Origin of the sequence: Pseudoalteromonas sp. OOF1S-7 (assembly GCF_022347765.1) — a bacterium.
GTDB lineage: Bacteria > Pseudomonadota > Gammaproteobacteria > Enterobacterales > Alteromonadaceae > Pseudoalteromonas.
Window position 1 is genome coordinate 1 of record NZ_JAKRFZ010000023.1, and the last position, 22783, is coordinate 22783.

The window sequence follows — 22783 nt, forward strand, 5'->3', positions numbered from 1 at the left end:
TTTTGAAACCGAAGTTTCGTGCTCAATGAATTCTGATTTTGTCTGTTTCTACTTTTCAAAAAAGTAAAATCAAAACGAATTGACTATGTTAGTCACTCAGTTCAGTTGAGACTCTAAATTTTTGTGCGTCATTCAGTAAAACTGAAATCTGCTGTTAGAACTCAATCTGTACGAGTGCCCACACAGATGATTGCTTCATATTTTTAAAGAACAAAATAACTAACCCTGGTTAGTTACCGCAGCCTTGCTGCGAAGTGGAGCGCCATATTAACCGCTTCACTTTTAAAGTCAACTAGAAAATTTAATTTTTCTTAATTAAGCTTTCCGCTTGGCTTCACGTCACTTGGCGCGTTGCTTTTCAGCGTTGTGCCCCGTGTCGGTGGATGCGCATTATAGGGAAATCGAAACCCAGCGCAACCCCTTTTTTGAAGAAAAGTGAGAAAAACAGGTTGTTCGCGCAAAAACAAAGCAAAACGTTCATTTATGCACCTTTTCCTAGCGGATATTTCCTCATTTTCTGTACAAGCATTCTGATTTTATACAAAATCCCTGCCGAATCATTTGATTAAAAATAGGAAGATAATGAAAAAGTTCAGTCTAGCAGTCATAGCAGCGCTCTCCACAACGACTTTTGCATCGGAAGAAAGCCCCAGCCCTTTTTCCTTCTCTGCAACTGCAGGTTATACTTTTGGTGGTGATACACTCGGAACACTGGTATATGAAGACGATAGCGACAACAGCGTAAAAGCAGGGTCGGGGTTGATCCTTGGTGGTGGATTCAACTACGCGCTAAGCCAGAAGTTTGATGTTCGCCTGAACGCGGCAATACACCTTGATTCCGCCGATGCAGAAAACGGCGACTTCACATTTAGCCGTTTAGCATGGGAAGCCATTCCATATTATAAAGTAAGTGAACAAATCAAGCTGGGACTCGGCGCAGGTATAGACTCAGCTGTAGAGCTAGAAAATGACTTTGGTGACGACCTCGAGTTCGACAGCGCAGGCAAATTCATCGTGTCAGGTATGTACAGTTTTGAAAACTGGAGTGCCAGTCTTGAGTTCAGATACAGCATCGTAGAATATGAAGTAGCAAAAGTTGGTAGGTATTCTGTTGTAGACGATCTTGCACGTGAAAATAAAGTAGATGCAAATCACGTTGGTATTCTGCTTCACTGGAACTTTTAAGCCAATGAGATAATTCAGGCGAAATGCGTTACAGCAGACGTAGAAAAGCCGGGCATTGCCCGGCTTTTCTGTGTCTTAACTAGTAAGACTTACTCTGCAGACTGCGCGTCTTCTTGAACTTCTTTAGTCGCAACTGGGCGATCTAGTAGTTCAATGTAAGCCATTGGCGCATTGTCACCTGCACGGAAGCCACACTTCAGAATACGAGTGTAACCACCTGGACGATCCGCGAAACGAGGACCGATCTCAGAGAACAATTTACCAACTACTTCTTTATCACGCGTGCGAGCAAACGCTAAACGACGGTTTGCTACGCTGTCAGTCTTAGCCAGTGTGATTAAAGGTTCAATTACACGGCGCAACTCTTTCGCTTTAGGCAAAGTTGTTTTGATGATTTCGTGCTTCACCAAAGAACCAGCCATGTTGCTGAACATCGCTTTGCGATGGCTGCTGTTACGGTTTAATTGACGACCACTCTTACGATGGCGCATGACCCTATCCTTCTAACTAAACTAATATAGTAACTTAGATTACTCAGCCAGACTTGCAGGTGGCCAGTTTTCCAGGCGCATACCCAGAGAAAGACCACGTGAAGCTAGCACGTCTTTAATTTCAGTCAGAGACTTCTTACCAAGGTTTGGTGTTTTCAGAAGCTCAACTTCAGTACGCTGTACTAAGTCACCGATATATTGAATTTGCTCGGCTTTCAGACAGTTCGCAGAACGTACAGTTAGCTCTAAGTCATCGACTGGACGAAGCAGAATAGGATCGAACTCTGGCTTCTCTTCTTTTTCTTCCGGCTCAGAAACATCACGTAAGTCTACGAATGCTTCCAGCTGCTCAGCAAGAATAGTAGACGCACGACGGATCGCTTCTTCAGGATCCAAAGTGCCGTTCGTTTCCATATCGATGATTAGTTTATCTAAGTCTGTGCGTTGCTCAACACGAGCTGACTCAACCGAGTACGCAATACGCTCAACCGGGCTGAATGATGCATCAAGCAGCAAACGGCCGATTGGACGCTCATCGTCATCAGAGGATAAACGACTAGACGCCGGTACATAACCGCGACCACGCTCAACGCGAATGCGCATGCTGATCTCACTATTGTCAGCCGTAAGGTGACAGATCACATGCTCAGGGTTGGCAATAGTCACGTCTCCGTCGTGCTGGATATCAGCCGCAGTCACAGGGCCTACACCAGACTTAGTCAGGGTAAGGAAAACTTCATCTTTACCTTCTAGAGATACTGCCAGACCTTTCAGGTTCAACAGAATTTCAATGATGTCTTCTTGTACGCCTTCTTTCGCGCTGTACTCGTGCAATACACCGTCAATTTCAACTTCTGTCACAGCACAACCAGGCATAGATGAAAGAAGTATACGACGTAGAGCATTGCCTAGTGTGTGGCCGAAACCACGCTCCAGAGGCTCTAAAACTACTTTAGAACGCGTTGAGCTTACAGCGTCGATATCGACTAATCTTGGTTTTAGGAATTCGGTTACAGAACCCTGCATTTTATCCTCTCTTAACTCTTAACTTTACTTCGAGTAAAGTTCGACGATTAGTTGTTCGTTAATGTCCGCAGACAGATCAGAACGCTCTGGTAGGCGCTTGAAAGTACCTTCCATTTTTGAACCGTCAACTTCAATCCAAGTTGGCTTTTCGCGTTGCTCAGCCAACTCTAGAGCAGCGATGATACGCGCTTGCTTTTTAGACTTCTCGCGAATTACTACCACGTCTTCTGGAGTAACTACGAAAGAAGGGATATTAACAACACGACCATTAACCATAATCGCTTTGTGGCTTACTAGCTGACGAGCTTCAGCACGTGTGCTTGCAAAACCCATGCGATATACAACATTGTCCAGACGTTGCTCTAGAAGCTGAAGCAGGTTTTCACCTGTGTTGCCTTTAAGGCGAGCAGCTTCTTTGTAGTAGTTACGGAATTGCTTTTCAAGTACACCGTAGATACGACGAACTTTTTGCTTTTCACGTAGCTGTAGACCGTAGTCAGATAGACGACCTTTACGTGCGCCGTGCTGACCAGGTGCTGTTTCTAGTTTACACTTAGAGTCAATAGCTCTTACGCCGCTTTTAAGGAACAGGTCAGTACCTTCACGACGACTCAGCTTGAGCTTAGGGCCCAAATATCTTGCCATGTTCTTTCTCCTAACCTATTAATTATACGCGACGTTTCTTCGGTGGACGACAACCATTATGTGGGATTGGCGTCACGTCAGTGATGTTTGTGATACGGAAACCAGCAGCATTCAATGCACGAACAGCAGACTCACGGCCTGGACCTGGACCTTTGATGAATACTTCTAGGTTCTTAAGACCGTACTCTTGAGCAGCAGTACCTGCACGCTCCGCAGCAACCTGTGCAGCGAAAGGAGTAGACTTACGAGAACCACGGAAACCTGAACCACCTGCAGTCGCCCAAGAAAGAGCATTGCCTTGACGGTCAGTGATGGTCACAATCGTGTTGTTGAAAGATGCATGAACGTGAGCCATGCCGTCAACAACCTGCTTTTTGACCTTTTTACGACGAATTGGTGCTTTTGCCATAACTTACCCCACCTTATTTCTTGATAGGCTTGCGAGGACCCTTACGAGTACGCGCGTTAGTCTTAGTACGCTGACCACGTAGTGGAAGCGAACGACGGTGACGTAAGCCACGGAAACAACCAAGGTCCATAAGACGCTTGATGTTTAGTGTAACTTCACGACGAAGATCACCTTCAACAGTGTACTTGCCAACTTCTTCACGAAGGATGTCAAGAGTTTCGTCGTTTAAATCGCCGATTTTAGTAGTTTCAGCGATACCTGTCGCAGCTAAGATAGCCTTAGCGCGAGTTTTACCTACACCATAGATGCTTGTTAAACCGATAACAGCATGCTTATGATCAGGAACGTTAATGCCTGCGATACGGGCCACTAACATATCTCCTATAAATAAACCTGATTATCATCTTGCTGGAAAGCCCGTATAGGATACCCAACCGACATTCAGGTTTTACCAATGAAACAGGCTAAGTAGATTACTTAGCCTGCACGACTAGATTTCTTAGCCTTGCCTTTGCTTGTGCTTAGGCTCACTGCAGATCACGCGTACCACACCGGCACGTTTGATAACTTTACAGTTACGGCAGATTTTCTTAACGGAAGCACGTACTTTCATTACTCAACTCCGTAAACAGACCTTAGCGGCCGTAGCCTTTAAGGTTCGCTTTTTTCAGCACAGAATCATACTGATGAGACATCAGATGGGTCTGTACTTGTGCCATAAAGTCCATGATAACCACAACGATAATCAAGATTGATGTACCGCCGAAGTAGAACGGCGTTTGCCACGCCATGGTCATAAACTCGGGCACCAGACAGATAAAGGTAATATACAACGCACCGGCCAAAGTCAGGCGTGTCATTACTTTATCAATGTATTTAGATGTCTGCTCACCTGGGCGAATGCCTGGAATAAATGCGCCAGATTTCTTCAGGTTGTCTGCTGTCTCACGCGGGTTAAATACCAACGCAGTGTAGAAGAAGCAGAAGAAGATAATCGCTGCTGCAAGTACCATCGCATACAGAGGCTGACCAGGAGTCAACACTGCAGAGACGGCTTGTAAGAAGTCAGCAACTGGACCTTCACCTTGACCGAACCAGCTTGCAATTGTACCAGGGAACAAAATGATGCTGCTAGCAAAGATTGGTGGAATAACACCCGCCATGTTTACTTTCAATGGTAAATGCGTGCTCTGCGCTGCGAAGACCTGACGGCCTTGCTGACGTTTTGCGTAGTTAACAACGATACGACGTTGACCACGCTCAAAGAACACTACCAAATAAGTTACAGCGAATACGATTACCGCAATCACAACCAAAGCTAATACGTTCAGATCACCTTGACGCGCCATTTCTGCTGTCGAACCGATTGCAGACGGCAGGTTAGCTACAATACCAACAAAAATCAGAACTGAGATACCGTTACCAATACCGCGCTCTGTGATTTGTTCGCCCAACCACATCAGGAACATAGTACCGGTTACTAAGCTCACCACAGCGGTGAAGTAGAAACCGAAACCAGGATTTACGACCAACCCATCCATCATATTAGGGAGGTTAGTGGCAATACCGATAGACTGGAATGTAGCAAGCACAAGCGTACCATAACGCGTGTACTGACTGATCTTCTTACGACCTTGCTCACCTTCTTTCTTAAGCTCTATCATCGCAGGATGTATGTGCGTTAATAGCTGCATAATAATTGAAGCTGAGATATAGGGCATAATACCCAGCGCGAGTACCGAGGCACGCTCAAGCGCACCACCGCTGAACATGTTGAACATTTCAACAATGGTGCCCTTTTGTTGCTCGAAGAATTCGGCAAGTACGGCGGCATCAATCCCAGGGATCGGCACGAACGAACCTAAACGGTAAATAATGATAGCACCCAATACAAACAGTAGTCGGCGCTTCAGTTCCGCTAGCCCACTCTGTGCGCTTTGCATATCTTGACCTGGTTTAGCCATAGTGTACTTCCTTAGTCTTCTACCTTGCCTCCGGCAGCTTCGATAGCTTCGCGAGCACCTTTAGACACTTTGATGCCTTTAACGGTAACTGCGCGTGAAACTTCGCCAGATTTAACAACTTTTACGAACTGGATGTTCTTTTTAACGATACCAGCTGCTTGTAACGCGTTTACGTCTACCACATCGCCTTCAACTTTAGCGATTTCGTATAGGTTAACTTCTGTAGATACTAGTGATTTACGAGAAGTGAAACCGAACTTAGGCAGACGACGTTGCATAGGCATTTGACCGCCTTCGAAACCAACGCGTACTTTACCGCCTGAGCGTGATTTTTGACCTTTGTGACCACGACCACCAGTCTTACCAAGACCAGAACCGATACCACGGCCAACACGCTTACCAGCTGTCTTTGCACCAGCAGCAGGTGAAAGTGTATTCAAATGCATCGAATTAACCCTCTACCTTAACCATGTAAGAAACTTGGTTGATCATACCGCGAACTGCTGGCGTATCTTCTAGCTCAACAGTGTGGTTGATACGACGTAAACCAAGGCCACGTAATGTAGCTTTATGCTTCGGTAAACGACCGATTGAGCTACGTACTTGAGTTACTTTTACTGTGTTTGCCATGGTGTCTTACCCCAAAATTTCGTCAACGCTAAGACCACGTTTAGCAGCAATGCCTTCTGGAGAATTCATGTTCTCTAGAGCGGCAACTGTTGCACGAACGATGTTGATCGGGTTAGTAGAACCGTATGCTTTTGAAAGTACGTTCTGCACACCAGCAACTTCTAGTACTGCACGCATCGCACCACCGGCGATGATACCTGTACCTTCTGATGCAGGCTGCATGTATACTTTAGAACCAGCATGGCGACCCTTGATAGGGTGCTGCAAAGTATGACCGTTAAGGTCTACTGAGATCATGTTACGACGTGCTTTTTCCATTGCTTTTTGAATAGCAGCTGGAACTTCACGTGCTTTACCGTAACCGAAACCTACTTTACCTGCGCCGTCACCAACTACAGTCAGTGCTGTGAAGCTAAAGATACGACCACCTTTAACTACTTTAGACACACGGTTTACCGCGATTAGCTTTTCAGCCAATTCAGGCTGTTGTGCTTTTGCTTCTACGTTAGCCATTGTCTACTCCTAGAATTGCAGACCGGCTTCACGCGCTGCATCAGCAAGCGCCTTCACACGGCCGTGATATTTAAAGCCACTGCGATCAAAAGCGATTTTTTCAACGCCTTTGTCAGCTACGCGCTCAGCGATTGCTTTACCAACTGCTTGAGCCGCTTCGATGTTGCCTGTGCCTTTAACTGTTTCAGCAATTGCTTTTTCAACAGTAGAAGCAGCAGCCAGCACAGTACCCTCAGCGTTGATCACTTGAGCGTAAATGTGACGTGGCGTGCGGTGGATAACAAGGCGAGTTGTGCCCTGTTCGATAATATTTCTACGAGTGCGCTTAGCACGACGTAGACGAGCTGTTTTCTTATCCATCGTCTTACCTTACTTCTTCTTAGCCTCTTTACGACGCACGTATTCGTCAGCATAACGTACACCTTTACCTTTATAAGGCTCTGGCTCACGGTATGAACGAATGTTCGCAGCAGTTTGACCAACAAGCTGCTTGTCTGCGCCCTTAACAACAATTTCAGTCTGGCTTGGAGCTTCGATAGTGATACCCTCAGGGATCTCGAAGTTCACAGGGTGAGAGAAGCCAAGAGTTAAGTCTAATACTTTACCCTTAACTGCCGCACGGTAACCAACACCTACTAGTTGTAGTTTCTTCTCAAAACCTTCGTTAGCACCGATGATCATGTTGTTGATCAAGGCACGTGCAGTACCTGCTTGAGCCCAAGCATTAGCAACTTCACGTGGAGCTGTAGTGATAACGTTGTCGTTAAGTGAAACTTCAACCGCATCGTTGATCGTGCGCGTTAATTCACCATTTTTGCCTTTAACTTTGATGTCCTGGCCGTTAACTGTAACTTCAACACCGGCAGGAACAGTAATAGGAGCCTTCGCTATACGAGACATAGTTCCCCTCCGATTAAGCTACAAAGCCAATGATTTCACCACCAACACCAGCGTTACGCGCAGCGCGGTCTGTCATCAGGCCTTTAGAAGTTGATACGATAGCGATACCTAGACCACCCATTACCTTAGGTAATTCGTCACGTTTCTTATAGATACGTAGACCAGGGCGGCTAACACGCTGGATGTTTTCGATAACAGCTTTGCCTTCGAAGTACTTAAGTTCGATAGTCAATTCTGCTTTAACGTCACCAGATACTGCGAAGTCACCGATGTAACCTTCGTCTTTTAGTACCTTAGCAATAGCTACTTTCAGCTTTGAAGTTGGCATAGTTACAGATACCTTCTTCGCAGTCTGACCGTTACGGATGCGTGTAAACAAATCCGCAATTGGATCTTGCAAGCTCATGTCTTACTCCCGTGATTCTATTACCAACTAGCCTTTTTAAGGCCAGGAATTTCACCGCGCATAGCAGCTTCGCGAACTTTGATACGGCTCATGCCGAACTTGCGAAGGTAACCATGTGGGCGGCCCGTGATGTTACAACGATTACGTTGACGTGAAGGGCTAGAATCGCGTGGTAAAGACTGTAGCTTTAACACTGCATCCCAACGCTCATCATCAGATGCATTAACATCGCTGATGATAGCTTTTAACGCAGCACGCTTTTCAGCATACTGAGCAACTAATTTAGCACGTTTTACGTCACGTGCTTTCATTGAATTCTTTGCCATAACCCTACCCTTACTTTTTGAATGGGAAGTTGAACGCTTCTAACAACGCACGGCCTTCGTCATCTGTTTTCGCAGAAGTAGTGATTGTGATGTCCATACCGCGAACACGGTCGACTTTATCATAATCAATTTCTGGGAAGATGATTTGCTCACGTACGCCCATAGAATAGTTACCGCGACCGTCAAAAGACTTAGCGCTAACACCGCGGAAGTCACGAATACGTGGCATCGCGATAGAGACTAAACGCTCTAGGAAATCCCACATACGCTCGCCGCGTAGGGTTACTTTACAGCCAATTGGGTAACCTTCACGGATCTTAAAGCCAGCAACAGATTTGCGTGCTTTAGTTACCAGAGGCTTCTGACCAGAGATAGCTTCTAAGTCTGCTACTGCATTCTCTAGAATTTTCTTGTCAGCTAGGGCTTCGCCCACACCCATGTTTAGTGTGATCTTTTCGATCTGAGGGACTTGCATGACAGAGCTGTAACCGAACTTTTCGAAAAGTTCTTTTACTACTTTGTCTTTGTACACTTCATGCAGTTTCGCCATCGTCTACTCCAACTATTAGATAGTTTTACCAGTAGACTTGAAGAAACGGACTTTTTTACCGTCTTCAAATCTAAAACCTACACGATCTGCTTTGCCAGTTTCGGCATTGAAGATCGCGACATTAGATACGTCGATAGACGCTTCTTTCTCAACAATGCCGCCAGCTTGCTGTAGTTGTGGTACAGGCTTCTGGTGCTTTTTGATGATATTGATGCCTTCGACAAATACTCGACCAGTTTCAGTTACAAGAGAAAGCACTTTACCGCGCTTACCTTTGTCTTTACCGGCTAGTACGATTACTTCGTCATCACGACGGATTTTTGCTGCCATGATCGACTCCTTATAGTACTTCTGGTGCTAGTGAAACGATCTTCATGAACTTTTCGTTACGTAGTTCACGAGTCACAGGGCCGAAGATACGAGTTCCGATCGGCTGTAGGTTATCGTTAAGGATAACAGCAGCATTACTGTCGAAACGGATCAAAGAACCGTCTGGACGACGAACGCCTTTTTTGGTGCGCACAACTACTGCGTTTTTAACATCACCTTTCTTCACTTTACCGCGAGGAATTGCTTCTTTAACAGAAACTTTAATGATGTCGCCAACCGCTGCGTAGCGACGGTGCGAACCACCTAAGACTTTAATACACTGCACTTTGCGAGCGCCGCTGTTATCAGCAACGTCCAGCTGAGTTTGCATTTGGATCATCTTGATGAGCTCCGGTGTAATTACAACACGCCTAGATTTTGTTTAAAACCCAAGCATTTAGATTAATTTCCACTCAAAATACGAACGTGTCGTGCTTCAAGGGCGGGCAATTGTAACAGCAAAGCAGCGCTAAAGATAGTTCAATTTTTAATTAATTTGAGTACGCCGCTATGCCGAACTTGCTGTAAAACAGGGATATGGGGACAAACCAAATCTTCACAAGTCACACTGCCAAACTAATTATGCAAAACGATTACAAAGGCAATCTACATAACCTCTTATCTGCGAACAAAAAATAGACTAACCGGGTTCTTTGCGGTGCATTTTTATGTAACTGGCGACCTTTTCGACGGTGTCCACCCAGTAACCGTTTTCAGGCGCTTTTAAATATTGAATTAGTTGTGACAACACCCTGGCATCGACACTATAGAGGCCATTTTCACCTACTTCATGGCCTGCAAGGATGATCCATTTATTGTTTTCTCGCAGTGTTTCCAGGGTTGTTTTTAGTTCGTCAAAGGTCATACCATCCATTCTTATCCCTGTGAGTTGAGCAAAATCAGTGTAAGCCGGGTTATTCGCTGTTTCATCCAGCCAGGTACGGCCGGTATCAAAATGACGGGCGATCAGCGGCACATAACTTTTCACATTTGCGCCACGGCCAACAAAGGTATTGCCGCACGGATAGGCAAAGCTTCTAGGTTCAATACCAAGCTGGGTTTTCAGGTATTGGTTCGTCGTCAAGATATCCTGTTCGAGCCAGGCCAGATCGACCTGTTCCAGCCCTTTATTCTGCGCTCTCAGCCAGGCGAAGTTGCCCGTGCACAGGTGAGAATGTGTGTGATTGCCCAACTCATGGCCCGCCGCAACCACTTTACGCCAATCAGAAAGGCGTGCGCTCACGGGCGCCGACATAACATAAAAAGTGGCTTTGACCCCGAGCTTTTCAAGTATAGGAACGCCCACGTCGAGCTGACTCTCTCTGGCATCATCAAACGTCAGGCTAACGGCGTATCGGGCACCCTGTGGATATTGGAAGTCATCGCTCAGTTGTTTACCCGGCTTATTATGGCTATCAGCCAGGGCAAAAGACTGGCCCAGCACACAACTCAGCAGAGTCAGCAGTCTTATCATTTTTATCATGGATTACTCCGGAGGAAAGAAAAGAGAAAATCATAGTCAGGAGTTCAGTGTGGCCAAGTCAAGAGAGTGACGCCACTTAAGGTTTTATGAAGAAAGCTTATGATGGGCTAGCGCTTTGAATTTATAGCAAAATACCAATCTGTATAATTAAGTAACTAACCTTGAGGCGAGGAAGTCTCGGCGATAACAAGGCATAAATTTGAGACCATTTGTCTAAGGTTTAGGTTCTAAATAAGAAACTTCTAATTTAATTATCGGCAGATTTAATCACTCTAATTCGTTACGTATTATTTCGGGTTGGTATTGTACACCGAGCCGGGTGGCCCGGTGTAAGCTGTATGTATGCCAGGTTATCCGCCAAAAAACCCTTTCAGTTTGTCTTTTAGCTTATCTTTTACGGCATCTTTGGCTTTGTCTTTAGCCGCACCACTTAGGTCCAACTTAGTTTCTACTTGATGAAATGGCCCTTTAATTCTGACCGGTACTTTAAAACCGGTGCTGTCGTCCTGGCTCTGCTGACCTTCAATGGTGTCCACAATTCCAGTTACAACCCGATAGTTAACATAAGTTTTCGGCAGATCGACCTCTCCTTCCCCGGTAATTCGGATCAACGGGCTCGCCAGATTCAGGTCACGGTTACGGCCAACCCCATTGAGAAACTGAAAGCTGCCTGTCAGTGCAGAAAAGTCCGTTTTCTGGTTCGGGTCAAAGTCTGCATTCAGCCCTTCAGAGACAGAAGAAAAGTCCCCTTTGAGCATCTCCTTGCCTTTGCGCACCATTTCTGCCAGGTTGGCACCTTTGACGCCACCATCTTTAAACTCAAACGCCAGTTCCCCGGCCAATGCCGAGACAAACTGTTTCTGGCTGACGCCACGCGTTTCCAGATCCCAGTTCAGACTACCTTTACCCAGCACCTTGTCAAAACCAATCGCATCGGTCAGCAGTGGCTCAGCATTGATGCTGTTAAGCGCAAAATTAGTGGTGATTTGATACGGCTTAGACGCTGCATTGACATGAACTACCCCTTTGCCGTTGCCTTCATAGGCAGTAAATTTGTCCATCGACAGCTTTGCCTTGCCCTTGTTCAGCGCCACAGAGAACTGATTTGCCCCCAGTTTAACCTCTCTGGCAAGCAGACCGCTGGAGCGGATCACCACGTTGGCATCGAGCATATTGAGCGCCGATAAATCCATTTCGCTGTCATCCCAGACAATCGGTTGCGGTTCACTAGATGATGTGTCTGGCTGCTCTGGCGCTTTAACAGGCTCAGGCAAATATGGATTAAGGTCGAGCATACCCAAATCGACATTCGCCTCAACACGCAGGCGTTCACCCAGTTTAATCTCACTACGGCCCTGGATTTCCAGCTTATCCAGTTTCGCTTGTAATGATTGCAACGAAAAAATATCGTTCGCAAAACGCATTTCCCCGGCGACTTCAAACTGGTTAAAAGCCTCGGCCTTAGCCTTGAGATCGACTTTTTGCCACTGCGCAATATCTTTCACTGAATCGCCGGCTAATGTCAGCGCCCCACTGAACACCTTACCCTGCTGAGTTATTTGACCATCAAAGGTCAGATTGACCAATCGTGATTCCAGCGTTTGTGCAAAACTAAAGTCTTTGTTTTCGATGGCTTTAGCAGGTGTGTCGACGGTCATATTCAACGCAAACGTTTCCCCCTGAAAGGTTACTTTCCCCTCCAACTCCAGCGCTTTGTAAAGTGAGGGTAGCGTGATGATTACATCCAGCCCGGATAATTCCTGGCGCGCACCCGACATACCATCAATATAGATGAGCTCCCCTCCATAAATCGCCACTTCTCCAAGGGAAATATCGAATCCGGCTGGCAATTTGACAGGGCCAGATGCCCCTGCTTGCTGTGCAGACTGTGCGGATGCTTCCCCTGCGCCCAATGCCAGTACCCAATTAGCCTGCCCCGCTTTATTCTTCTCAAGTAAAATTTTGGGATTGCGGATCACAAACTGTTCCAGCTGAAACTCCCCTGAGAACAGAGAAACCCAGGGAATGTGTACAGCCAGCTGGTCCATCGTCAGCATATGGGGTTGGCTGCCCCCCGCCATATTCTCAAAACGCACATCATTGAGGGTAATATTCAGGCGTGGCAGAATGCTGAGTTCACTATCACCTGCGATTTCCAACTTGCGTCCGGTATTCGCCTCAACCTGTTGCTCCAGCTGCGCAATAATGGTGGAGGTCGGGATCAGCATTGGGGCTACCACGACGGCAATCACCAGTAACAGTACCAGAGCGCCAGCCAGTTTGAGCACGCGTTTCATAACTCTTCCTTTAAAAATCATCTATGACTCATTCTATGATAGCGATTTAGTTAATAAATTCACCTTCACGCGGCAAGATTTTTTAATCCGCCCGATCTCGCATTGCACTTGCGGGAGATCCCGGTATGATCCACGCCCTTGTCAGTTTTACCGACCTTTCGCTAAACTGAATAGTCTGTATTTAATCCTCTAGTTGGAGAACCGTTGCGACATGAAGAAGCTGCTCATTTCACCGTCGAATATGGCTTTGGGCGAACAAGAAAGTCAGATTTACCAGAACATCCTGAAACAGGCCACCGAGATCAGCCTTAACCTGATGGCCGTTAAGGTCGAGAATCATCCGGAAGATTTTCTGGGATGGTGCTATGAGCTACTGGATGTAGCCAAGAATCGCATTAATTTTGAGCTGCTTGACGATCACCAACTGCCTATCGTTAAGAAGCTTCAGGACATGCTGATCAGCGCGATCAGCTTTTTGCAGCTAAAAACCTTACGGATTGCGCCCTGGCCTGTGATCTGCGAATTCATTCGTCAACGCGAGACGGAGCTGGCACTGGACGAACAGCTCAAGCTGGTTGACTATCTTGCCTCATTACGTGCGACCCCGTTACAGGACATGATCAGTGAAGACCGTCTGGCGTTCAGCGGCAAGCACGCCGCCAGCCTGGATACGGGTGTGTACCAGTTCGATGTCGAGTGGTTTGCCTCAACCAAAAGCGCCAAAGGGTTCCATCAGTTACTCGCCGACTTGCCGGGTGAGTTCGATACTGCACTGGCGTCTATTCCACTGGAAGGTGAGGTAACTGCGCAGCACTATCAGGAGTTTGTGCTGGCTTACCTGATGGCATTTAGTCACAGCGATGAGAAGCCCACTCTGGCGCCCGCCACACGCCTGCTGGCAATGCGTCGCCCGGATGTGTTTACGCCGCTGGTTAACAGTAAATTGGATGCCCTGTGCCAGGCATTAGGCATTGCGAAACTGACCAACCGAGACTTTGAACGTTACTGGCAGGATGTGGTGGTGGCCATCAACAAGATGCCCTGGTTTGCAACGGGCAGCGCCGCTGACGAGCTTGAAACCAGGCTGAGTGCCATTAAAGCTTTACTGCCGTGCTTCTTCTATTATGCAGACAAAGACACGCCGCAAAGCTCCAACTATTACAAATTGCTTAATAAGCCAAAGCGGACCACAAGCAGTGGCGGGACTAAAACCACGCGTCGCAGCAAAGAGTCGGCAGAAACTCTGGTTGACCGCGCCTTGAGTGATGAGAGCATCCCGGAGCATATCCGTGCCAAGCGTGACTCTATCATCGCTGAAGTCGAAAAAGGCCGTAGTGTCGATGAGACCATTTCACTGATGCGCGCCATCTTCGGTTAATCGCTCAGAGACGATTATCAGGCAGTCAACGATACTGCCTGATAATTGTGCAATCTCAGCTATCTATGCACCAGCGACGTGCATACTCGCCCCCACTTCAAGCTACTCTCCAATACCTAGAAACCTAAATATATTAATAAAAATCAAACTATTAAAATTTAAAAGCGCATTTTTTTAAGGCTGGCTTAGCCATTGCAACCTCGTGCACGACAACAATTTTGTGCTCCAGAGGACTCTACATGAATAATAAATACTCACTTTTTTGTGCAATCTCACTGCTGTTCACCCACGCGCAGGCATTCGCCGACAACCCCAGCTCTGTCAGCGCTAATGTCGCCGCCAGCTCCAATTATTTCTGGCGCGGTATTACCCAGTCGGATGATGGTGCCGCCGTCTCAGGCGGGCTGGATTACGACAGCGGCAAAGGCCTTTACATTGGCACCTGGGCATCCAACGTGGATTTTGGTGATGCCGCCAGCACCAGCTATGAACTGGATCTCTATGCAGGTTTCAGTGGCGAGTACAATCAGCTCAGTTACGACCTGGGTTATATCCATTACGCCTATCCGGATGCGGCCGGGGATATCGACTTTGGCGAATTGTACGCCTCACTCGGCTGGCAATTTTTCACCGTGAAGCTTAGCCACCTGACCACAGCGCAGGATGACTCAACCAGCGAAGAAGATATGCTGTATCTGGAGTTCAATGCCGCATTTGCGGTGTTTTCTGAATCTGAGTTGGGCCTGCATATCGGCCGCTCCAGTGGTGATACCGTCATGGAATGGACCGGTGAGGATGACAGCTATATGGATTATGGTGTCAGTTTAAGCACCGGAGGACTCACGCTGGGACTGGTCAAAACAGACCTTGATGCCGATGATGACATCAAGGCCTATGTGAGTTACGCACTGGACTTTACGCTCTGAGCCCAGCAGCCACTGAGTTAAGGCACACTATGGCCGGTCGATGCCTGCCAGATACGGTACCATTGCTCGCGGGATAAGGTCAGCGTACGTGCCGCCACGGCCGTACGTACCCGCTCAATGTTACCCGTGCCCAGCACCACAGAGGGCTTGCTTGGGTGCATCAGCAACCAGGCATAGATCACCGCGTCGATGCCGCTGGCACCCACTTCTGCTGCCACCTCACTCAGACAAGTACGTAAACGCACCGCTTTGTCATCTTGTGCTGCGAAGATACGCCCACCCGCCAGCGGTGACCAAAGCATGGGGTGAATACGCAGCTGCTGACACTGATCTAAGGTGCCATCATTCAGGGCCTTGAGCTCATAAGGTGAAAACTCTATCTGGTTGGTGAGCAGGTCAAAGTCTAAGCGAGACTGCAGCAGGCTCAGCTGCGAAGGGGTGAAATTCGATACCCCAAAGTGCAGCACATCACCCTGTTGTTTGAGCGTGTTAAACGCCTCAGCCACTTCGTCGGCATCCATCAGATAGTCGGGACGGTGGATCAGTAATGTATCGATGCGATCTGTGCCAAAGTGCTTTAAAGACTGCTGCACCGAGGCAATGATATGGGCTTTACTTGAGTCATAATGATTGGCTTTGCCCCCCAGTCCCTTACTTGCCAGAGCCGGACGAATGCCGCATTTGGTGATGATACGGATCTGCTCACGGACCGACGGCTCTAATGCCAGCGCACGACCAAAAGCCGCTTCGCATTCATACTGGCCATAGATATCGGCGTGATCGGTGTCACGTATACCCAGCTCTGTCAGTTGCTTTACAAAATCTAAAGTCTGAGCCGGGCTGTGCTGCCAGTCCAGTAAACGCCAGAACCCGGCGACCAGATCGCCCATTACCTTGTGTGTCATAAAATCGTGCCTATGGTTGAACTTACTCGTTTTGCTTTCTCTGTGGCCAGTTCACAGCTTTCATCACGCGCCAGTGCAACCCCCATGCGGCGTCGGCCTGCCACTTCAGGTTTACCAAACAAACGTAAATCGGTGTCGGCTTCAGTGAGGGCCTCGGCAACCTGGGTGAAACTCAGCTGTTGTGACGTGCCGTCGACCAGTATAACACTGGATGCCGACGGGCCGTGACAATGAATATTGGGGATAGGCAGCCCCAGAATGGCCCGCACATGCAGAGCAAATTCACTCAGATCCTGAGAGATCAGGGTCACCATGCCGGTATCGTGTGGCCGCGGCGACACTTCACTGAAGTACACGTCATCGTTTTTAATAAACAGCTCAACCCCGAACAGGCCTCGGCCACCCAGCGCTTCAGTGATTTGCTCGGCCATCGCTTTAGCACGCGATAATGCCAGCTCAGACATCGCCTGCGGCTGCCAGCTTTGCTGATAGTCGCCATCCTGTTGTACATGTCCAATCGGCTCGCAGAAACTGGTGCCATCAATATGACGAATGGTCAGCAAGGTAATTTCATAGTCAAAGTCGACAAAACCTTCAACAATCACTCTGCCCTGGCCGGCACGCCCGCCCTGCTGTGCATATTCCCAGGCAGCGTTGAGATCAGCCTCAGTGCGCACTACACTCTGCCCTTTACCTGAGGAACTCATAATCGGTTTCACCACACAGGGCATGCCAATTTCGCCAACTGCCGCGATGAATTCCTGCTGGGTATCGACAAAACGATAAGGCGATGTCGCCAGTCCCAGCTCTTCAGCAGCCAGCCGGCGGATCCCCTCACGGTTCATGGTCAGTTGTGTGGCTTTGGCACTGGGGACCACAGTAAACCCCTGTTGCTCCAGTGTCACCAATGTGTCGGTCGCGATTGCTTCGATCTCTGGCACAATATAGTCGGGTTGTTCCTGCTCTATAATTGCAGCCAGTTTATCACCATCCAGCATAGATAAAGTGTAACTACGGTCGGCAACCTGCATGGCGGGTGCATGTTCATAGCGGTCCAACACCACCACCTCTGCACCCAGGCGCTTAAACTCAATCACCACTTCCTTGCCAAGCTCCCCGCCACCACATAACAACACCTTGCACGCGGTCGCACTAAACGGCGTACCCAACTGTTTAATTTTCATAATTTATTCCTAAGTAACGATGCGTTTGAAGTATGCACTACAAAATAACATAAATTGCAATACCGAAAGCACAAAAAAAAGCGTGAAAACACCCAAATAAAAACAATAAAGACACATTTTGCACACAGTTAAGACACATTATTCACACTCAACCAAGTTGAACATGTTAGCGAAGGACTAGAAGACGTGAACACGAAGCATTTTTCAGACAGTGGGATGCCTCCACTGGCGAAGACTCTCTCACAGGTTTATGGCAAATTTGCGGATCGAACTGCACTTATTTATGAAAATAATCATATCAGTTATCAGGAACTAGCGCAGCGAGTCGTTTTTCTTGCCGGACACATTCGCCAGCAACTTCCTGATCAGGCACAAACAGCGCCTTCTTCTCAGTACATTGCACTCTATCACGAGCGCGGTATTGATATGGTCGTCAGTATGTTGGCAGTTCTGCATTGCGGGTTTGGCTATATTCCTATTTCCACTGATGCGCCTGCGCAGCGAACGCAATTCATTTTACAAGACAGCCAGCCAGCGCTGATCCTGACTCACAGTGACCTAAGGGCAGCAGACGCCATTACGGGCCATCCTGTGCTCTGCGTTGATAAGCTGAGCACACAAGCCGTGCTTGATACTGCCCCCGCCCAAACGCAAGATGCGGTAGGGTACGTGATTTATACCTCAGGGACAACCGGACAGCCGAAAGGCGTTCAGATCCCCGCACAGAGTATTTTACACCTGGCCGATGCGCATATCGATTGGTTCAACACAGGGCAATATCAGCGCGCCTTGTTGTTTGCCTCGTATATCTTTGATGCCAGCGTGTTCGAGCTGTTTGTTCATTTATTACTGGGCCAGAGCGTGTATATCACCAGCGAACACGAGCGCACAGATGCGCAGGCGCTGAGCAAGCTGGTACAGCAAAATGACATCGAATTTGCTTCCATCCCGCCCGCGCTGCTGGCCTTGATCCCGCCGCAGCAACTCAGTGCACTGAAGTGTCTGATAGTCGCAGGTGAGACGCCGAATGTGGCCATGCTCGAAGCCTACAGCCAGGTCACTGCAATCTATAATGGTTATGGCCCGACAGAAAACACGGTTGCCACCAGTTTGCATCGCTTTGCGCCACAAGACAGCGAATTGAATATTGGCCAGCCACTGAACGATACCCGGCTATATGTGCTGGACCCTCAGCTGAATCCCTGCCCACAGGGCGAAGTAGGAGAGCTTTATATCAGTGGCCCACGGCTGGCGCTGGGCTATCTGAACCGGGACGACCTGACCCAGAGCCGCTTTATCGCCAACCCTTTTTACGACCCTCAGTGCGATCCGGCGGGTTTCAGCCGCTTATATAAGACGGGCGATCTGGCTTCTTTTGACGGTCAGGCATACCACTTTGCCGGTCGTGATGATGGCCAGGTTAAGTTACGTGGCTTTCGCATTGAGCTTGAGGAAGTCGAACAAACCATCGCGACTTTGGATAGCGTCAAACTGGTCAGCTGCGTGATCAAACAACAGGGGAATCGTCGCTTACTCGCCGCCTATGTAGTGGCACAGGACAGCGACGCTGAGCAGACTCAGCACATCGCCGCTCATCTGAGCCGTACCCTGCCAGATTATATGCAGCCCGACCTGATAGTGCTGCTCGACAAGTTACCGATGACGGAAAATGGCAAAACCGATAAGCGTGCACTGGCGGCCCTGCCTGTTGAGGTCGAACACACTCACGTGGGTGCCCAGTTATCTCATACTCAGCAGGTATTTTTAAGCCTGATGCAAGGTTACTGCCCGGCTGAGCTGCACTGGCACAGCGACTACTTTGAGCAAGGTGGCGACTCGATTTCTGCTATCCGTATTGCCAATGAAGTTCAGCAGCAACTTAAGCTGCACCTGGACACTCAGCTGATTTACCGGCTGCGCACCCCGGCGCAGATCTGGCAGGCCCTGTTGACGCACAACGTCCGTCCGCCTGCTGCCATTGCACATCGCCCGGCGCACCACCAGCACACGGCACCTCTTTCGGCGCAACAAAGCGGGTTATGGTTTTTAGCGCGCCAGGCACCGGACAACCTTGCCTACCACTCGGTCAGCCGACTGACGCTAAACGGTGCCCTGGCGCCATCCAGATTGCATGCGGCGCTCAGCGCGCTGGTTCAGCGCCATGAAATTTATCGCACGTCGTTTGATTTGCACGAACCGCTTCAGCATATCCACCCGGACTATGTGCCTGACCTGCCGCTGCTGGATTACAGTGAACTGAGCGAAGCCGAAGCCGAGTCGCAGCTGACGCAGCAGCTAAATCAGCTGAATGTCCCGTTTAAGCTTGACTGCCTGCCACTGGCACGCTGGGCGCTGGTGAAGCTGAGTGACCAAAAACATGTGCTGCTTCAAATCGAGCACCATCTGATCCACGATGGCTGGTCGGCCAATCAGTTTGCAAGCCAGTTGCTGGCCCTGTATGCCCAGCTGGATAATGGCGAAACCCCTGCCGCCCAGCCAAACCAGATCCAGTATGCCGATTACGCCTGTCATCAGGTGCAGTGGCTCAGTGGCGAGCAGGCACAGCAGCAGCGCATGTACTGGCAAACCCAGTTAGAGTCAGCGCCGCCACGCATTAACTTACCCGTTTCTCAGCTGGCGCAGGATGTGCCTGTCAGTGCAGGTACTCATCAGATTGAGCTGCCCAGAGCACTGTGGCAACAGCTACAACAGTTTTGTCAGCGCAACCAGGTCACGCCGTTTTCTGCCACTTTGGCCACATTATATCTGGTACTGTCGCGCTTTAGCGGCGATGAGGATATCTGTATTGGCTCGGCTTTGGCTAACCGGGCGCACCCGCAACTGGAAACCACACTGGGGATGCTGGTCAACACTGTGGTGCACCGCCTGCAAAGCGCGCCTCAGACGACCATTGATGAGCTGATCCAGCAGAGTTTTGAAGTATGCAGCGAAGCACAGGCAAACCAGGCACTGCCTTTCCCGGCGCTGGTTGAGGCCCTGAATGTGCCGCGCATCCCCGGTGTGAACCCGCTGTTTCAGGTGTGCTTTACCTTTCAGGATACGCCGCTACCGACGCAGCACCTGGATACCTTTACGCATATTGCACTTGAGCACGGTGCACCAGCTCAGGATACCAAGTTCGAGTTGAACATTGCCCTGCAGGACATCCACAGTCAGAATCCGGAGCGTCCGGTTATCATGCAGTGGGAGTATGACCGCAGCCGCTATGATCTGTGGTTTGTTGAGTCCATGGCCAGCAACTTTGCCCACCTGCTGGCGCAACTGGTGAACTGCACCTCGCAATCCGAGCTGATGCAACCGCTGAGTGCGCTGGTACCTGCGGCAACGCTGCCTGAGCCACTCACCACGCCACTGTATTCAGAGCAGAGTCTGACAGACTTATTTGCTCAACAGGCGCAGCGCTACCCCAACAATACCGCCCTGCTCACCACAACGGGCACCATGAGTTACGATCAATTGGCGCGCCGGGCCAATCAACTGGCCCAGTGGCTGGTTGAACAGAATATGAGCGGCCAGTTTGTCGGCTTATATTTACCACCGGGCCCGGATACGCTGGTCGCCATTCTCGGGGCCTTAAAAGCCGGTGCCGCCTATGTGCCTTTATCGACCCGGGCACCGGCCAGCCGCAATGGGTTTATTCTCGACGATGCCGAAGTGCAGGTGGTTATCAGTTATCGTGAACTGAGCGAGGAACTGGGCGCCCCGCAGCTGACGTATCTGCTGCTCGACGACGAGGCAACACTGTGTGACTATCCGGACACGCCGCCCGCATGCAACATCAAAGGCGCCGATCCGGCCTATGTTATTTATACCTCTGGCACCACGGGCAAGCCTAAAGGTGTTGTGCAAACCCATGGCAATGTCGCGCGCCTGCTCAGTACTGCCGAGCAGCATTTTAGTTTTTCAGAGCAAGACACCTGGGTGCTGTACCATGACTACATCTTTGACTTCAGTGTCTGGGAGATCTGGGGCGCGCTGGCCTATGGCGGCAAGCTGTTTATTCCCGACTACCTGGAGATCCGCGACAGCATGCAGTTTGTCGGGCAATGTCAGCAATATGGCGTCACCGTACTGAACCAGACGCCCAGCGCATTCTATACCTTTACCGATATCGCCAGCACAGCTCAGGTGCCACTCAATACCCTGCGCTATGTGATCTTTGGTGGCGAGCAGCTCAATTACAGTAAGCTGGCCCCCTGGTGGCAGCACTATGGTGACCGTATCACACTGGTCAACATGTATGGCATTACTGAGACCACAGTGCATGTTACCGCCCTGACCCTGAGCGCAGCCATGCCGCGTCATATTGCCGACATCGGCAAGCCATTGTCTGACATGCAGGCGCTGGTGCTGGATGAACAGCATCGACCTGTGCCGCTGGGCTGCCCGGGCGAGCTGTATATTACCGGCGCGGGCCTGGCAAGCGGCTATCTCAATCGCGAGGCACTGAGTGCCGAGCGCTTCTTTACCCTTACGACGGGTTCGCGTCAGTGTCGGGTGTATCGCACCGGCGACAAGGCACGGCTGCTGCCAACCGGACACCTGGAATATCTGGGCAGACTGGACGACCAGGTGAAGATCCGCGGCCACCGCATAGAGCTGGGCGAGATAGAAGCGCAGCTGCTGACCTTCAGCGAAATCTCTAAGGCCTGTGTGCTGACCTATGACAATCAGGGGCAAACGGCACTGGTGGGATATATCGTCACCACCGGCAATGCGCATGAGTGCGAAACGCTGCGTCAGCGCCTGGGCACACGCCTGCCCAGTTATATGATCCCGGATCAGTTGATTGCACTGGAGACCCTGCCACTGACGGTCAATGGCAAGCTGGATAAAAAGGCGCTGCCTGCCTCCAGCCTGACACCTCAGGGCGGCTATGTGGCACCCGAAACCCCATTACAACAGCAACTCTGCACGCTCTGGCAGCAGGTGCTCGGCGTCAGCCAGGTTGGCATTCAGGATGACTTTTTCCAGCTTGGCGGCAACTCCATTCTGGCTGTTAAGCTGGTACGCGAAGCACAGGAGTCCTTGCAGCTGGCCATCCCGTTATCGGCCCTGCTGAGTTACCCCAATATTGCCGCTCTGGCAGAGCACCTGAGCAGCACTCAGGTAAACACCATAGTTCGTTCACAGCATGCAACACAGACCAGCGCGAAGCAGGTCATGGAGCTTTAA

General features: G+C 49.4%; 25 protein-coding genes. 4 read left to right on the forward strand and 21 right to left on the reverse strand.

The features are described from left to right. Positions 1-582: 582 nt before the first annotated feature. Positions 583-1185, forward strand: coding sequence for a hypothetical protein (locus MHN33_RS21680; protein WP_239401310.1), 603 nt, complete (start codon positions 583-585; stop codon positions 1183-1185). Between the two features lie 89 nt (positions 1186-1274). On the opposite strand, the gene rplQ is transcribed toward MHN33_RS21680, so the two are convergent. The 19 genes from rplQ to MHN33_RS21775 form a co-directional block, all read right to left on the reverse strand. Next, complete coding sequence (gene rplQ, locus MHN33_RS21685) at positions 1275-1676, reverse strand: 50S ribosomal protein L17 (RefSeq protein WP_239401312.1); 402 nt, start codon at positions 1674-1676, stop codon at positions 1275-1277. 39 nt (positions 1677-1715) lie between these two features. Then, positions 1716-2702, reverse strand: a complete 987-nt coding sequence (rpoA, locus tag MHN33_RS21690) for a DNA-directed RNA polymerase subunit alpha (RefSeq protein ID WP_010386933.1) — start codon at positions 2700-2702, stop codon at positions 1716-1718. Positions 2703-2726: 24 nt separating this feature from the next. After that, positions 2727-3347 (reverse strand): 30S ribosomal protein S4, encoded by a 621-nt coding sequence (gene rpsD / locus MHN33_RS21695; RefSeq protein ID WP_046006900.1) that lies wholly within the window; start codon positions 3345-3347, stop codon positions 2727-2729. Between the two features lie 22 nt (positions 3348-3369). After that, positions 3370-3756 carry a 30S ribosomal protein S11 gene (rpsK, locus tag MHN33_RS21700; RefSeq protein WP_010386935.1) on the reverse strand — a complete coding sequence of 129 codons (387 nt, stop codon included), beginning with the start codon at positions 3754-3756 and terminating at the stop codon, positions 3370-3372. Between the two features lie 13 nt (positions 3757-3769). Then, positions 3770-4126, reverse strand: coding sequence for a 30S ribosomal protein S13 (gene rpsM / locus MHN33_RS21705; RefSeq protein ID WP_010386936.1), 357 nt, complete (start codon positions 4124-4126; stop codon positions 3770-3772). Between the two features lie 129 nt (positions 4127-4255). After that, on the reverse strand, positions 4256-4369 hold the full coding sequence (rpmJ, locus tag MHN33_RS21710; RefSeq protein ID WP_002959476.1) for a 50S ribosomal protein L36: 114 nt from the start codon (positions 4367-4369) through the stop codon (positions 4256-4258). 22 nt (positions 4370-4391) lie between these two features. Further along, complete coding sequence (gene secY / locus MHN33_RS21715) at positions 4392-5720, reverse strand: preprotein translocase subunit SecY (RefSeq protein ID WP_046006901.1); 1329 nt, start codon at positions 5718-5720, stop codon at positions 4392-4394. An 11-nt stretch (positions 5721-5731) separates the two neighbouring features. Then, the gene (rplO, locus tag MHN33_RS21720) at positions 5732-6166 is read right to left on the reverse strand and encodes a 50S ribosomal protein L15 (RefSeq protein ID WP_046006902.1); all 435 of its coding nucleotides are present in this window, start codon (positions 6164-6166) and stop codon (positions 5732-5734) included. 4 nt (positions 6167-6170) lie between these two features. Next, positions 6171-6350, reverse strand: a complete 180-nt coding sequence (rpmD, locus tag MHN33_RS21725; protein WP_010378276.1) for a 50S ribosomal protein L30 — start codon at positions 6348-6350, stop codon at positions 6171-6173. A gap of 6 nt (positions 6351-6356) precedes the next feature. Beyond that, positions 6357-6863 (reverse strand): 30S ribosomal protein S5, encoded by a 507-nt coding sequence (rpsE, locus tag MHN33_RS21730; protein ID WP_046006903.1) that lies wholly within the window; start codon positions 6861-6863, stop codon positions 6357-6359. Positions 6864-6872: 9 nt separating this feature from the next. Continuing rightward, positions 6873-7223, reverse strand: coding sequence for a 50S ribosomal protein L18 (gene rplR, locus MHN33_RS21735; protein ID WP_046006904.1), 351 nt, complete (start codon positions 7221-7223; stop codon positions 6873-6875). A 9-nt stretch (positions 7224-7232) separates the two neighbouring features. Then, positions 7233-7763 (reverse strand): 50S ribosomal protein L6, encoded by a 531-nt coding sequence (gene rplF, locus MHN33_RS21740; protein ID WP_125721220.1) that lies wholly within the window; start codon positions 7761-7763, stop codon positions 7233-7235. A 13-nt stretch (positions 7764-7776) separates the two neighbouring features. Then, positions 7777-8169, reverse strand: a complete 393-nt coding sequence (gene rpsH, locus MHN33_RS21745) for a 30S ribosomal protein S8 (RefSeq protein WP_046006906.1) — start codon at positions 8167-8169, stop codon at positions 7777-7779. Between the two features lie 20 nt (positions 8170-8189). Then, positions 8190-8495 (reverse strand): 30S ribosomal protein S14, encoded by a 306-nt coding sequence (rpsN, locus tag MHN33_RS21750; protein ID WP_010386944.1) that lies wholly within the window; start codon positions 8493-8495, stop codon positions 8190-8192. A 10-nt stretch (positions 8496-8505) separates the two neighbouring features. Beyond that, a complete protein-coding gene (gene rplE, locus MHN33_RS21755) occupies positions 8506-9045 on the reverse strand; it encodes a 50S ribosomal protein L5 (RefSeq protein ID WP_010386945.1) in 540 nt (179 codons plus the stop codon). Between the two features lie 15 nt (positions 9046-9060). Continuing rightward, positions 9061-9375, reverse strand: a complete 315-nt coding sequence (rplX, locus tag MHN33_RS21760) for a 50S ribosomal protein L24 (protein ID WP_010386946.1) — start codon at positions 9373-9375, stop codon at positions 9061-9063. A 10-nt stretch (positions 9376-9385) separates the two neighbouring features. Next, positions 9386-9754, reverse strand: coding sequence for a 50S ribosomal protein L14 (gene rplN, locus MHN33_RS21765; RefSeq protein WP_239401314.1), 369 nt, complete (start codon positions 9752-9754; stop codon positions 9386-9388). A 300-nt stretch (positions 9755-10054) separates the two neighbouring features. Next, complete coding sequence (locus MHN33_RS21770; protein WP_239401316.1) at positions 10055-10897, reverse strand: polysaccharide deacetylase family protein; 843 nt, start codon at positions 10895-10897, stop codon at positions 10055-10057. Between the two features lie 350 nt (positions 10898-11247). Continuing rightward, a complete protein-coding gene (locus MHN33_RS21775; protein WP_239401318.1) occupies positions 11248-13194 on the reverse strand; it encodes an AsmA family protein in 1947 nt (648 codons plus the stop codon). Positions 13195-13405: 211 nt separating this feature from the next. Between MHN33_RS21775 and MHN33_RS21780 the strand changes: the two genes are divergently transcribed. Further along, positions 13406-14572 (forward strand): hypothetical protein, encoded by a 1167-nt coding sequence (locus MHN33_RS21780; RefSeq protein ID WP_239401320.1) that lies wholly within the window; start codon positions 13406-13408, stop codon positions 14570-14572. A 239-nt stretch (positions 14573-14811) separates the two neighbouring features. Beyond that, positions 14812-15498, forward strand: a complete 687-nt coding sequence (locus MHN33_RS21785; protein WP_239401322.1) for a TorF family putative porin — start codon at positions 14812-14814, stop codon at positions 15496-15498. Between the two features lie 17 nt (positions 15499-15515). On the opposite strand, the gene MHN33_RS21790 is transcribed toward MHN33_RS21785, so the two are convergent. Both MHN33_RS21790 and purT read right to left on the reverse strand, forming a co-directional pair. Continuing rightward, a complete protein-coding gene (locus MHN33_RS21790) occupies positions 15516-16403 on the reverse strand; it encodes an aldo/keto reductase (protein ID WP_239401324.1) in 888 nt (295 codons plus the stop codon). Further along, positions 16400-17587, reverse strand: a complete 1188-nt coding sequence (gene purT / locus MHN33_RS21795; protein WP_239401326.1) for a formate-dependent phosphoribosylglycinamide formyltransferase — start codon at positions 17585-17587, stop codon at positions 16400-16402. Before purT ends, MHN33_RS21790 begins: the two co-directional genes overlap by 4 nt. 186 nt (positions 17588-17773) lie before the next feature. On the opposite strand from purT, the gene MHN33_RS21800 reads away from it, so the two are divergent. After that, positions 17774-22783, forward strand: coding sequence for a non-ribosomal peptide synthetase (locus MHN33_RS21800; protein WP_239401328.1), 5010 nt, complete (start codon positions 17774-17776; stop codon positions 22781-22783).